This is a genomic window from Flavobacterium soyae, from assembly GCF_045348165.1.
GTDB lineage: Bacteria > Bacteroidota > Bacteroidia > Flavobacteriales > Flavobacteriaceae > Flavobacterium > Flavobacterium soyae.
Window position 1 is genome coordinate 4,511,357 of the sequence record NZ_CP150845.1, and the last position, 13,777, is coordinate 4,525,133.

9 protein-coding genes are annotated in these 13,777 nt (G+C 37.0%); 2 read left to right on the top strand and 7 right to left on the bottom strand.

What is annotated here, in order from left to right:
* Window positions 1-90 precede the first annotated feature (90 nt).
* Both AABD74_RS18830 and AABD74_RS18835 read left to right on the top strand, forming a co-directional pair.
* Window positions 91-1,125, top strand: coding sequence for a hypothetical protein (locus AABD74_RS18830; RefSeq protein ID WP_406843921.1), 1,035 nt, complete (start codon window positions 91-93; stop codon window positions 1,123-1,125).
* Between the two features lie 80 nt (window positions 1,126-1,205).
* Window positions 1,206-2,240 carry a hypothetical protein gene (locus AABD74_RS18835; RefSeq protein WP_232680288.1) on the top strand — a complete coding sequence of 345 codons (1,035 nt, stop codon included), beginning with the start codon at window positions 1,206-1,208 and terminating at the stop codon, window positions 2,238-2,240.
* A 25-nt stretch (window positions 2,241-2,265) separates the two neighbouring features.
* On the opposite strand, the gene AABD74_RS18840 is transcribed toward AABD74_RS18835, so the two are convergent.
* From AABD74_RS18840 to AABD74_RS18870, 7 genes are all read right to left on the bottom strand, one after another.
* Window positions 2,266-3,774 (bottom strand): family 43 glycosylhydrolase, encoded by a 1,509-nt coding sequence (locus AABD74_RS18840; protein WP_406843922.1) that lies wholly within the window; start codon window positions 3,772-3,774, stop codon window positions 2,266-2,268.
* Window positions 3,775-3,962: 188 nt separating this feature from the next.
* Window positions 3,963-4,427 (bottom strand): hypothetical protein, encoded by a 465-nt coding sequence (locus AABD74_RS18845; protein WP_232680284.1) that lies wholly within the window; start codon window positions 4,425-4,427, stop codon window positions 3,963-3,965.
* Window positions 4,428-4,435: 8 nt separating this feature from the next.
* Window positions 4,436-6,520 carry a beta-galactosidase gene (locus AABD74_RS18850; RefSeq protein ID WP_406843923.1) on the bottom strand — a complete coding sequence of 695 codons (2,085 nt, stop codon included), beginning with the start codon at window positions 6,518-6,520 and terminating at the stop codon, window positions 4,436-4,438.
* A 21-nt stretch (window positions 6,521-6,541) separates the two neighbouring features.
* A complete protein-coding gene (locus AABD74_RS18855) occupies window positions 6,542-7,312 on the bottom strand; it encodes an SGNH/GDSL hydrolase family protein (protein ID WP_406843924.1) in 771 nt (256 codons plus the stop codon).
* 33 nt (window positions 7,313-7,345) lie between these two features.
* On the bottom strand, window positions 7,346-9,139 hold the full coding sequence (locus AABD74_RS18860; RefSeq protein ID WP_406843925.1) for an alpha/beta hydrolase-fold protein: 1,794 nt from the start codon (window positions 9,137-9,139) through the stop codon (window positions 7,346-7,348).
* Window positions 9,136-10,938 (bottom strand): glycoside hydrolase family 2 protein, encoded by a 1,803-nt coding sequence (locus AABD74_RS18865; protein WP_406843926.1) that lies wholly within the window; start codon window positions 10,936-10,938, stop codon window positions 9,136-9,138. The genes AABD74_RS18860 and AABD74_RS18865 overlap by 4 nt, the downstream gene beginning before the upstream one ends.
* A 903-nt stretch (window positions 10,939-11,841) precedes the next feature.
* The gene (locus AABD74_RS18870) at window positions 11,842-13,761 is read right to left on the bottom strand and encodes a glycoside hydrolase family 97 protein (protein ID WP_232680273.1); all 1,920 of its coding nucleotides are present in this window, start codon (window positions 13,759-13,761) and stop codon (window positions 11,842-11,844) included.
* Between the last annotated feature and the right edge of the window lie 16 nt (window positions 13,762-13,777).

A 13,777-nucleotide genomic window follows, 5' to 3' on the forward strand; every position in this document is an offset into this window, starting at 1 on the left:
TAATTATAAACATCTAATTTACAACGATAAACTAAAAAATATTATCTTTATAAATTTTAATAAAAAAATTAATAATTAAAGACGGTTAAAATGAAAAATAATATTCTTTTTCTGTTTTTTATTCCTTATTTATCTTTTGCCCAAATCGGAATAAACACCACTGATCCCAGAACAACATTAGATGTCAATGGAGCAGTTACAAGTAGAGAAGTAAGCTTTACAGTGGCTTCTAACGCGGCGAACATTAACACAGAAACTTCACTGGCCAATATTACAGGTACTGCTACGGGGACAGTTACAGTAACGGCATATACCCCGACTATTAATGGCCACATGTTAATTATTTCAAACAATACTACAGGTGGTTTTGGTGCAGCATTTGCAGGAACAACTATTCCTAATGGTCAGGCCATCGCTTTTGTTTATACCAATAGTGCATGGAAAACTACAATGGGATCATCGACTATATCGACAAACAATCTGTACAATAGTGATGGTTCCCTGACCGGTAATCGTACGGTAACTCTGGGTTCAAACACCCTTACTTTTACCGGTACAGGAAGGGCTGAATTTCTCAATTGGTTCGGATATGCCAGAGATTCCCGAATGGGGATTTCGGCAATATATAATACATCTGTTGGTGATGTATACGGTATGGAGCAGGTTTCGACTGCCCAAAGCGGTACAACTCCGGCACTGCGTTTATATACAGCAAATGCAGCATCAGCGCATCTTGCTTTTGGCAAATATACTACTGCAACTGCTTTTACTGAATTTGCCAGATTCACCAACGGGGGCAATTTTGGTATTGGTACTGCTGCGCCAACATCTACCTTTCAGGTAAACGGCAGTATTGCTAATAGTATCACGGTTATTTCAGGAAATTTAACATTAGATCAGAGCCATAAAACAGTAATTATTCCGCTTGGGTCTGCATTTACCGTTACGCTGCCTGCAGCAGCAGGAATATCTGGGAGAGTTTATACCATTGTCAATAATACAGCCAGTTCAAAATCGCTGACCGTAAATTATTCTGATTTAACCGGAACTTCTGTAAATACAATCAATGCAGCAAGCAGTATAGAAGTACAGAGTGATGGTACAAACTGGCATCAGATACAATAAGGCAGAAAGAGTTTTGACAGACTTATCAATGTGAAATTGAAGGCCGAAACTTTATTACATAATCTTAAAGGACAATTAAAATGAAAAATAAAATTCTGCTCTTGTTTTTTATTCCCTTCTTATCCTTTGCTCAAATTGGGATGAATACTACTGATCCCCGAACAATGCTGGATATTAACGGAGCGGTCACACTTAGGCAGGCAAATTTTACGGTGGCTTCTAATGCGGCCAGTATTAATACTGATACTTCGCTGGCCAGTATTACAGGCACCGCTACAGGCACTGTAACTGTAACAGCATTTGTCCCGACTATTGATGGTCATTTATTAACTATTTCAAATAATACTACCGGCGGTTTTAATGCAGCGTTTTCAGGTACTACTATTCTCAATGGCCAGGCCGTGACTTTTGTCTATATCAGCGGTGTATGGAAAACTACATTAGGAACATCAGTAACCGCAACTGAGATTTATAACAGTAATGGTACGCTTACTGGCAATCGTACAGTCACTTTGGGATCTAATAATCTTATTTTTTCGGGCGGAAGGACTGAATTTCAGGCTCCAGTCGAATTAGATTTTGCAAAAGACACACGAATGGGAATTTCGGCAGTATATAATACATCTATAGGTGATGCTTATGGTATGGAGAAAGTTTCAGCTGCTCAGACTGGTACAACAGATGCACTGCGTTTTTTTACAGCGAATGCTGCAACAGCGCATCTCGCTTTTGGTAAATATACTAATACAACGGCTTTTACTACCTTTGCCAGGTTTACCAATACGGGGAGTTTTGGAGTCGGAATTTCACCAGCATCTACTTTTCAGGTAAATGGCAGTATTGCCAATAGTATTACAGTTATTTCAGCAGATTTAACATTAGATCAGACCCATAAAACAGTAATCATTCCGCTTGGATCTGCATTTACTGTTACGCTGCCCGCCGCTTCGTCTGGAATAACGGGTCGAATATATAATATTATTAATAATTCAGCCTCATCAAAATCCCTCACAGTAAATTATATTAATTTAGCAGGAAGTTCCGTAAATACAATCAATGCCTCAAGCTGTATTGAAGTACAGAGTGATGGCATTAATTGGTATCAGATACGATAGACTATTTTATTCCTATTTGCTTTAATTAAAGATTCGAATATTTAAAATTTTTAAAAGTAACATTACCTTCCCCTATAGAACAAAGCGCTATTCTAAGACCTAGAAATCCGCTTAAAGCATTATGATTATAAGAAGAAACTTCGGCAGAATTTTCAATTTTAATCCATTGCCTGCCATCAAGACTATAAAACATATCTACATTATTTTTTATGTTTTTCAGTCGAAGATATACATGTCTTTTATGTACATTTTTCTCTGTCTCAAACTGCCATCCTCTAAGGTTTGCCAGGATATTTTCCTTATCTGCCAAAATACCAGAATAATGACTATTGTCATAAAAAAGTACCAGCCCGCCAATGGCATCACCTTCAATTTCCATTTCAACATCGGCTGTATAAGAATGACCAGATGGTACACAAACCATAGGAGAACTGTTACCTACTCCATTGCCTTTACCTTTTATGACAATACTATTATTAGTTATCTTAAAACGTGAATTATCAACTCCATTAAAAAATTTCCACTGTGGTTGAAGCTGTGTGCCTGAAAAATTATCACTCTGTGAAAAACGCGAAACTGCTGTACCCTGCGGCCTGCTAATAGGCTTATCTGTCTGTATTTTATCTGGAACTTTATACCAGCCGTCCTTTGTCCATTCTACAGGCTGTAGGAGTGTCTGACGTCCCAAATTATAGTATCCTTTTTCGTAAGCATGAAACATCATCCACCATTTACCATTATAATCCTCAAAAATGGTGCTGTGTCCTTTTGACCACCATCTCTCATCGCTGTTTTGAGTTCTCATTATTGGATTATACGGAGAATTTTCCCAAGGACCAAATGGAGTTTTGGAACGCGCTGAAATTACCATATGGCTCGTAGATGGTCCCGCAGTTCCTCCTTCTGCAACTGTCAAATAATAATATTCCCCTTTTTTAAAAAGTTTTGGTCCCTCCATACAAAAACATTCAATTGACCATTCTCTGGGAATAACCCAGCCATCGTAAGCATGTTTAGCTTCACCAATCGTTTTAAGTCCATCTTTGGATAAACCAATATAATCGCCATTACTGAAGTACAGATAACGGCCGCCCTTGTCATCTGTAATATGTCCGGGGTCGATATTGCCAATTTTGAGGTCTACAGGATCGCTCCAGGGGCCATTTATATTATCAGCACTAACTACAAAATTGGTTTTATTGGCAGGGAAATAAATATAATATTTGCCATTATACTTTACAAGATCGGGAGCCCACACATCACCCACATATTTCTGCAAAGCACTTGTAACTGGCTCCCAGTTAATTAAATCCTGTGAATGCCATATCGTAAGCCCAGGATAATAATCAAAGGACGAATGCACCATATAGTAATCTTTACCTTCACGCAGCAAACTCGGGTCAGGATAATCTCCTCCGAAGATTGGGTTTTGATAGGTTGGTTTATTGTCTATAGCTTCTGGCTGGTTTTGCGCAGTTATCGCAGAAACGAAAAAAAGCATGAATAAAAATACTTGTATTGTTCTTAGTGTCATTTTCTTTTTAATAAATTAATAGTGAAATTGTAAATATACTATTTAAAACTATACTTATAGTCTGTTTAACCATAAGTTGTAAAATTTCATAAAAATGTATAAATGCTTAGTATAGTTTTTAGGTTTCCCTATACTTTTATATCTCCTTTTATTTTCTCAACCAACAAATATGATATAATATTAAAGTCTCATATTTTTTTCTCCACAAAGCGGTTTAAATCATCCAAACAAAAATCTAAGGCTGCATTATGATTGTATACTAAATCCGGTACATCATTTAACCTAAACCACCTTGGAATTACATCAGAGCCAAAATTGATTCTGTAATGCTCAATATCTATTAAAGCATAATATCGTAAACGTGCCTCAGACGTATTATAGCAAATCGAACAATTAATTTGTTTGAAAAGAATAGTAGAATGAATTTTGAATTTCTTCAACAAACCGTGTACAACATCATCAGTATTATTTCTATTTTCGACTATACTCGACAAGAGCCCCCATTTTACAAGGCCAATTCCTTTTTCTTCTTTTACAAGAAGAACTTTGAGGTCATCTTCATCATAACAAAAAACAACACAATCTACTGAAATCTTATCTATAACCGACTGATTATCTGATCTCCCTAAATTTACCTCTCTTATTGTTTCCACAGAATTCATTATTCGCTCCAAACCAGAACACCAGCAGGTTTTAGTGTTTTCTCCCCTATAAGTACTTTAGCATTTGCTGGTACAGTCATTGTATAATCGCTTGAAGAATAATTTACGGCTATGTAAAATCCATCACGCCAGTAAACATATATTCCTTCCGGATAATCCTCAGTAGCAGTGCCGGCTTTTGTGTAGGTCTCACGCAAAATATCTTTCTCCAGTTTTGAATCATCGGTATCTACACCAATGTAGGTAACAGTCCCTTTTCCTAATTTACGTTTTACCACTGCAGCTTTACCTTTATAGAACTGATTATTGTAAGTTGCAAGTATTTCGGTGTCTTTATCGGCTTCAAGCAAATCAGCCCAATTGTTCCAGTTGTAATGGGACGATTTCATCAAAATGTCTCCTTTGGCATAACCAGAAAGCATATCAGCCGCTTTAACATGCGCACCAATAAGGTCAGAAACAGGAGCTGCCCATTCTCCTTCCCAAAAATGTCCTGCACGATCTTTAGTGGCCGTACGACACGTGATAATTAGATGCCCGCCGTTTGTTACATAATCGTTCCATTTCTTTATTAATGCAGCATCAGCCAGCTCATAAGCCGGAACAATAAGAAATTTATATTTAGAAAAATCTGCTGTTTCAGAAATCACATCTGCAGGTGCACCTAAAGATTTTGTCATTTCAAGGAATTTAATCGGATAGTTCCAGGTATCCCATTGAAAAGTTTGTTTTTGTCTGTCGATAGACCAGAAATTTTCAAGATTCCAAAGAATAGCAGTTGATCTTTCTGCCAGCTTTTGTGGCAACTTTGCATTGGGTTTGTATTGTTTTCTAAGCTCTTTTATTTCTTTTATAAATTGAATATAATCCTCTCCTCCTTGCGATGGCGTTACGCCGTCTGTTTGAATTACACCGGCATGGTACTGCTCAGAGCTGTACAAAACCTGACGGAAACGGTAGGAACAAGCAAGTCTGCCTCCTGCAGCAAAGCTGTGATACAGCCACAAACGCACCGTACCGGGCAATAGAAGCGGGTTATAAGATCCCCAGTTTACAGGTCCGGGCTGCATTTCCATCACTCCTGAAACGCCTCCAACCGATTTATAATATTCAGACGCAAAAAGAACTACTTTACTATTACCCAAACGAAAACCTGATTCTCCAATATTATCGCTGCCTCCATTAGGATAAGCAGTATAAGAAGCAAAATCCATTTTCTTAGTTCGCCTTGGATCAGATCCGGTGCAAATAGCAGTATAGTTTGTAGTAATGTACTGCCCCTTCGAAATAGAATTTCGCAAAATATCTGCCTGAAAATCTAAAAACTCAGCCTGCATATCAGCCAGATAACGTTTAAAATCGAGCAATGCATGGGGATTATTCCCCCACCAGCCAACCAAATCAGGGTTGGGAATAATAACCTGATCGAAGCTGTTAAACCATTGGCTCCAAAAAGCTGCTCCCCATGCAATATTCAAAGTGTCAACGGTTTTATATTTACTTTTCAGCCATTGCCTGAAAGCTTCCTGAGAAGAAGGGCTGTAATCAGAAATTGCCGGAGGTTCATTATCAAGCTGCCATCCAATTACATTTTTATTCTGTCCATAACGTTTGGCCATTTCACTCACAATTTTTTCAACAAACTTGCGGTATTTGGCATTAGTAATCGAACCTAATCCTCTTGTACCATTCTCGGCACGAGTGTAGTGGCTGTACATAATGAAAGTTTCGGGATAATTTACACGCATCCATGTAGGAGTAGTTGCCGAAGGTGTACACATCAGCACTTTCAGGTTGTTCTTTACACATAAATCAACCACTTTATCCAGCCATGCAAAATCGAATTTCCCTTCTTCGGGTTCCATTTTATACCAGGCAAACTCTGCCAGATGGACAAATTCGAAACCCATATCGGCAATTTTCTTTATATCTCGTTCCCACTGGTTTTCATTCCACTGCTCAGGATAATAATAGATTCCGGTTGTTACCAGATTTTTATCTGGAAAATACGAATTGGCATTTTGTGATTTCACGGTAATTCCGGAGATCATTATTACTATTAATGCCATTAAATACTTCTTCATAATTTTATACTTATTGTTATATTACTTTAAAAAAGTTAAACGATTACTAACTCGTTTGATCCACTCACGAGCCATTAATTCATGGCCAAATACAGTTGGATGTATACCATCCCAAATCCAATAATCAATTGGGGCAAACTGTTGTGCATCTTCAAAAACCTTAGGATAATCAATTAAAACTGCATTAAAATCTGCAGCAATCTTTCTTATAACAGCAGCTCTTTCTATTGTCAATGGATGCCACTTCGCATACTGATCTTTACGCCAGCCCGAAGCAAAAAAGAACGGTAATCCCAATACGATCAAAATATTTGGGTTTTGCTGTACCACTGAAGTTAATAACTTACGATAAGTACTTTCAAACATTTTTACATCCAGTGCATCTTGTTTTCCCTCTATCAAAGCATTTACGTCATTTATACCAATTAATAAACTTAAAACATCAGGTTTAAAATCTAAGGTATCTGTCTGCCACCTTTTTTCGAGATCACTAATTGTGTTGCCGCTTATACCCCTATTAATAAATTTAAAACCGTATTGCGGAAAATCAGTGCCAATTCTACTGCAGACAGAGAAACAGTAACCATGTCCCAAAATATGATTTGGGTCTTCATTTCGTCCCCGGTTACCATCTGTTATAGAATCGCCCTGAAACAAGAATACCAGGTTTTCCTCTTTTGGTTTTGCCAGTACTGATTTTGCATTTGAACAAGCAATTGGCAGTCCGGTTATAGCAATTCCAGCCACTGACATGAGCTTAATAAAATCTCTTCTGGAAGAATCTTTTGTCATTCTATTTATTTTTTCTCTTATTCTTTATTATCATTATTTGAAAATGTGCTGAACAAAAAGGTACAGATTATTGGCCCACTCGGTATCATCGTGACCATTGCTGTCTACGTGCCATATATGTGGTACTCCCTGTTCTTTAAGATACTGGTGTACGCGCTGACTAACGCTGAACAGACCATCCTTGCTGCCACAGGCAAGCCATAATACTTTAAGCTGTTTTTTAGCTGCTGTTAAATCAGGTAAAAGTTTAGTATTTGAAAGTCCTCCGAATTCATTGGTGTTTGGAGCCGAAGAAAACCCGCCAACATAGGCGAAAGTATTGATATGAGAAAGTCCAATATTCAGGGATTGACCACCGCCCATAGACAACCCGGCGAGCGCACGCTGTTTACGATCCGTGTAAACTGAATAATGAGATTCAATGAAGGGAACAATGTCGTTGAGCAAATCGTTTTCAAAAGATTTACCATAACCTTTATATCCATCTTTTCGATCCTCTTGTTCATCAATTTTAGGATTTTCTACAGTCACCTTTGTATTGGTATTAGGGAAAACCATAATCATTGGCTTGATTTTACCATCGGCTAACAAGTTATCTATAATGTAATCGGCACGAACCCAATACGGCCATTGACCATTACCGGAATTAAGTCCGTGCAGTAAATAAATCACCGGATATTTTTTATCAGGAGAATAACCCGGAGGAGTATAAACCATCATTTCGCGACGTGTACCAAGTGTTTTAGAGTCATATTGAACCGTCGTAATAGTGCCGTGTGAAATATTATTACGCTTATCTCTAAAACCAACCGGCGGATCGTTGAATGCAGGTTTGTCGTCAGGATTTAGTTTCGCTGGTTCACCAAAACCTACTTTGGGTGTTTCCTTCTCGCCTATATATCCCCTTGCCTCCAGCCATTTACGACAGGCTTCAGGCCATGAAGATTCTGTATTTTTTGATCTTCCAAGTCCGTAGCCATGCCCTCCCGATTGATAAATATGAAGTTCACAGAGAACATTGTGCTTTTCCATGGCCAGTGCATAATTAATACTGTTTTGTACCAAAACTGCTTTGTCGTCGATAGAATGAACCAGAAAAGCCGGCGGGGTTTCATTATTTACCTGCAGCTCATTCGAAAAATGTTTTACCTTTTCTAAGGATGGATTATCTCCCAATAAATTCACTTTTGATCCTTTGTTTGTAATACTTTCTTCCATTGAGATTACCGGATAAATCAATAATGAAAAATCAGGGCGGGCACTAACAGAATCTGATGTATCATATACCTTTTCATTAAAATGAGTTGATATTGTAGAAGCAAGATGTCCTCCGGCAGAAAAACCCATTATTCCTATTTTAGCAGGATCAATTCCCCATTCCTTGGCGTGACGTCTAACGAGACGAATGGCTTCCTGCCCATCTTGTAATGGTCCAATAGATTTATCGACCATAATTGCATCACTCGGCAGCCTGTATTTTAATACAAAAGCGGTAACTCCAAGATTGTTGAGCCATTTGGCAACTTCCTCTCCCTCGTGAGCAATAGCCAGCCCCCAGTAAGCTCCACCCGGACAGATGATCACTGCTGTACCGGCTGCTTTTTCTTTGGGAGCTGGATACATATCAAGTACAGGGTTTGTAACAAACCTCATCTTAGTCCAGTTATCTTCTGAATCTACTGTTTGTTTATAATTGACATTTGGAATCGCTCCAGGGATTTTTCCGTTCCAAAGATTGATCTGCGTACTTTGACCAAAAAAATTAAAGGTGACCATTGTCAAACAGACAAAAGTCAATACGGTTTGTTTTATACTTCTAACTTTCATTTTCTTTTATAATATTGTTCCATAATATACCAGGCTTTCTTTTTTTCTCCTTTTTCAGATAACAATCCTTTTCTGTTATATCCTTTTTGATACACCTGGTTCATTCTTCCCAATGACTTATAATCAAATAACAGCCAGGGAGATATTCCGCATAAGTTTGGAATAGTCTTAAATAATTCTATCTGATCCTTGTAAATTTGTTCCTGATATCCTTCTGTCCAATAAGCCGCTTCATCACTTGGTCCGGCATTATTTCCATAGACCGCTTCACCTCCAAACTCAGAAATAAATACCGGTTTATCGGGATAAGCAAAGTCCCATTTTACCTCTGATGGTTTGCCCTGCCACGGATCATACCATCCAATATACTCGTTAATGCAAATCAGGTCAGAATACTCATAAATTGTGTCCCACACCTTAAAGAAATTATCCTTGTAGGATTGTGTATTGACCACATGGGTAATCAATCGGGTTGAATCTAATGCCCTACATTTTTGAGTTAACGCAATAAGAGCATTATTCCGATTTGATGTTCCTGGGTATGTTTCATTTGAAAGACTCCAGATTACAACTCCACAGCGATTTTTGTCTCTATGAACCATTTCTTTCAGCATAGTCTCCATTTTTATTTGAACAAGGCTGTCTGAAAACTGAATATGCTGATAAATGGGAAGTTCACTCCATACCATTAAACCCATTTTTTCGGCTTCCTTAATTATGTTTTCATTGTGCGGGTAATGGGCAAGACGAACAAGGTTACAGCCTAATTCTTTTGCTGCATTCAACAATACTAAAGCATCTTGTTTTGAATAAGCCCGGGTTCCTTTGTATGGATTTTCTTCGTGAATATTCACTCCTTTAAAAAAGATTTCTTTTTTATTGAGCAGCACTTTATTTCCTTGCACTTCAATAGATCTAAAGCCAATAGTATCGGTAACAGTATCTGTTTCGCTTTCAATTATTATTTTATAAAGCTTAGGATTTTCAGGAGACCAAAGCTTTAAATTTGAATCGAACTCAACATTGGCATATCCAATATCGTTTGATTCCGTTTTATAAGATTTGTTGAGTTCCGGAATCTTTATTTTAAGCTTTTGTTTTTTATTTGTTCCATTTAACTGTATCCATCCCGAAACTTTTTTCAGGCTTCCTTTTTTAAATTGAACAGAATAGTCTTCGATAAACGTTTTATTCGTTTCAATCAAATTAACATCTCGGGTTATACCGCCATAGTTTAACCAATCATAGCCCGTACCCGGCAAACCGTTCTCCAACCGCTTGTTATCTACTTTTACGATTAGAGAATTCGCTCCATTTTTTACCTTATTGGTAATTTCGAATTCAAATGGAGTAAAGCCGCCTTCGTGACTGCCTATTTTTTCTCCATTAAGATATACAGCAGCTGAATAATTTACTGCACCAAAATGAAGAAACAACCTTTTCTCATTATTGGGATTGTAATTAAATACTTTCTTGTACCAAACAACTCCTTCAAAATAAGTTAGTTCTCTTAATTGTGAATTAAAATCACCCGGAACTTTTAAAACTGGCCCGCCATCAAAGGAATACTCAACAAAATCAGTTTTCTTTTGCGTTTTTTTCTCTAACCAGACTTGTTTCCACTCGCCTATATTTGTTGGATCAAGAATAACCTGCCAGTCACCGTTTAAACTCAACGAGTTTCTGGACTCAACATTGATTATAGAAGTTTGTGCCTGTAAATAATTCCCAAAAAAAAGAATGATCAAAACAGCCAGTTTCTCTATTTTCAATACTATTTTTTCCGTTCTTTTTTGCATTCCTTTTGGGTTATTTCTATTAATTTTATCTTCTATTGTATGCTAATTTTGGAAAAATAACCTGTTAGGGTAATTCCTTCCTCTATTCTTTTTGTTCGGGTCATGAAAACTCAATTAAACACATAGATTCTGTGTTGATTTCCAAATTAAATTTATATGTTAAATATTTTTTCACGCAGATTTTGCAGATTTTATTTTTTAATTTTTATAATCCTTTAATCTGTGGCTTATTTTTAAACACATAGAAACATAGATTTTATTTGTAAAAAAGAATACAAAAAGAAACATATTTCTTTCACATAGCTAGTGTCCCGAAGCTTCGGGATGTATTAAAACAAGTGAAACGCCTTATTTTTAGCAAAGAAATCTATATTTCTATGTGTTAAAATTTATTTCAGCAACTGTTTTTTATAATTATTTCAAGTTCCTAGTTTAATAATTCAATAAATAAATTGGCTCTAAAAAAGTTTAATCCCTACGGGATATTTTTCTGGCAGATTTTATTATTCTGCTACCAATATGTAACTCCTAACGGAGTAACAAAATAATATCCCGGAGGGATTACATATTGGTAGAAATCAATTTATTTATGTCAATTTTTGTCCCGTAGGGCAATGTCATTAAGTTAAGAGGAAATCTATAATTTCATGTCAAATAAACCTCTCGCGAAGGTGCAAAATCGCAAAGGTTCTGTCATTTCGACCAAAGGGAGAAATCACACTAGAAACTCCGCATGCATAATCGCCAATCTTTGTCGAATCTCGAATGTGATTTCTCCCTTTGGTCGAAATGACAATATTGTGTTTAAGCTTTGCGAGATTAATTTTATTTTCTAAAAGCTTAACTTAATGACATTGCCCGTAGGGACTACACTTTATTAACTAGCAACTTGAATTAATTACTTTATTTTATCACGCCAACAAATCCTCCTCTTGAAAGACACTCCACTTTAACAATGCTTCCTTTTTTGATTTTTATTATTTCTGAAGAAAAAGACTTATCATCCTTCCCGTCTTTAATCAAATGCAAATCATGGATTCCTTTGTCCAGAAAATCAAATTTTATTAGTAAAGTCTGAGGCGTATCTTTTCCATTCAATCCGCCGATATACCATTGATTTCCTTTTTTGCGGGCAATAATGACTTTTTCTGTCGGCACACCGTCAATTAGCTTTGTATCATCCCACGCAGCTGGAACCTCTTTCAAAAAGTTTTTTGGTTCTTCAGGTAAAGATTTATATGCAGATGGGCTGTCTGCAAAATGCTGAAATCCTGATTCAAATACAACTGATAAAGCCAGTTCATGGGCATAAGATGTTATATGCGGATGCTGCGAATTTGAAAAGGTAACAGGTGTGTAATCCATCGACCCGACTACGTTACGTGTAAACGGAAGTGTCGCATTATGAGCTGCTGCTTTATCTGTCAATATCTCATTATTGTTATACCATTCTGCACCGTACACGGCCTCTGTTGTCATCAGGTTTGGGTAAGTTCGCGCCCAGCCGCGGGGAACCGTTGCGCCATGAAAATTTACCATTAAATGATGTTTTGCCGCATCTTTTAAAATATCAATATAATAAGCCATCATATCCTGCTGGTCGCCGGCAAAAAAATCGACTTTGATTCCATACACACCAATTTTATTCAGCCATGAAAATTCTTTGGCACGTTTTTCTGCTGTAAGTAAGCGGTCATTAGGTGTTGGATCAAGCCAGCTTGTACCGGAATTGTACCACATCATTGGTTTTATTCCTTTGCTTCTTGCATAATCTACTGCTTTATTTATATCGCCCCCATTGGCCATCACATCCCATTCCCAGTCGATCAATACATAAGGCCAGTTCATTTCGACAGCTAAATCAACATACTCAACTACCTTTTGGTAATCTTTAGAACCATGATTATTTGCCCAATAAATCCATGAAACTGCACCCGGTTTAATCCACTCAGTATCTTTTATTTGGTTTGGTTCGCTGACATCTGTAATCAAAGTAGATTCGACAATATCTGATAATTTTCCAATGATAAGCGTGTGCCATTGAGAATGCCACGGTAATGTAGTTATAACTCCTTCCTGCTTAAAATTATCACGGGCAGAAGGATATGTAACCTTATATTCGTTAGCATTTTTTAAATTACTCAGCTTTGCAGCACAATTATTTTCTGTTACATCTGCCTCCGAAATTAATGCCCAGACTGGCTGATTATTTACTTTGTACAAAGCCGGAAAACCCCATTCCTGTTCTTTATTAGCAGATAAACCTGTTTTGCTTAGCGGATAAAATTTTTCATACGAAAGATCGTAAGGCTGCATCCAGCGAAATGTTTTTTCAGGTAAAACATACGTTGTAGCCTCACTTGTGATATTAATTTTTATGTCTGATTGATTTGGGAAAACATAACGAAAGGCAACACCATCATTATATACCCTAAAAACAATATCTAATGGCTGATGATCGGAATTCTCGAAACTGAATGTTTTTTCAGTAGCGAAATTTTCACATTCATGGCGTTTACCACAAATCATTTCATATTTATCATGTATTGCAGCAGGTTTTGATGCCGCAATAAAACGCAGGTTATCTGCAAACTGTTCCTCGGCGCGATTAATACCTAGTTTCGAATATGGTAATACTTCTACAAACTTGCTGCCTATTTTATACAATGCCTTATAAGAAAGATTGTGTGCTGCATTTTTTTCAGGCAGATTCAAAACAACTTTTACTTTCCCGTTTGGCGAAACTATTTCCTGTGCATTTATGCTAATTGAACTTAAAATAACAAATAGTGCGGCAATACTATATTTCATTGATATTCTCATATATTAATTATTCTGC

Coding starts and splice junctions, on each gene's coding strand:
- AABD74_RS18830 (WP_406843921.1), top strand. CDS start 91: ATGAAAAATAATATTCTTTTTCTGTTTTTTATTCCTTATTTATCTTTT.
- AABD74_RS18835 (WP_232680288.1), top strand. CDS start 1,206: ATGAAAAATAAAATTCTGCTCTTGTTTTTTATTCCCTTCTTATCCTTT.
- AABD74_RS18840 (WP_406843922.1), bottom strand. CDS start 3,774: ATGACACTAAGAACAATACAAGTATTTTTATTCATGCTTTTTTTCGTT.
- AABD74_RS18850 (WP_406843923.1), bottom strand. CDS start 6,520: ATGAAGAAGTATTTAATGGCATTAATAGTAATAATGATCTCCGGAATT.
- AABD74_RS18855 (WP_406843924.1), bottom strand. CDS start 7,312: ATGACAAAAGATTCTTCCAGAAGAGATTTTATTAAGCTCATGTCAGTG.
- AABD74_RS18860 (WP_406843925.1), bottom strand. CDS start 9,139: ATGAAAGTTAGAAGTATAAAACAAACCGTATTGACTTTTGTCTGTTTG.
- AABD74_RS18865 (WP_406843926.1), bottom strand. CDS start 10,938: ATGCAAAAAAGAACGGAAAAAATAGTATTGAAAATAGAGAAACTGGCT.
- AABD74_RS18870 (WP_232680273.1), bottom strand. CDS start 13,761: ATGAGAATATCAATGAAATATAGTATTGCCGCACTATTTGTTATTTTA.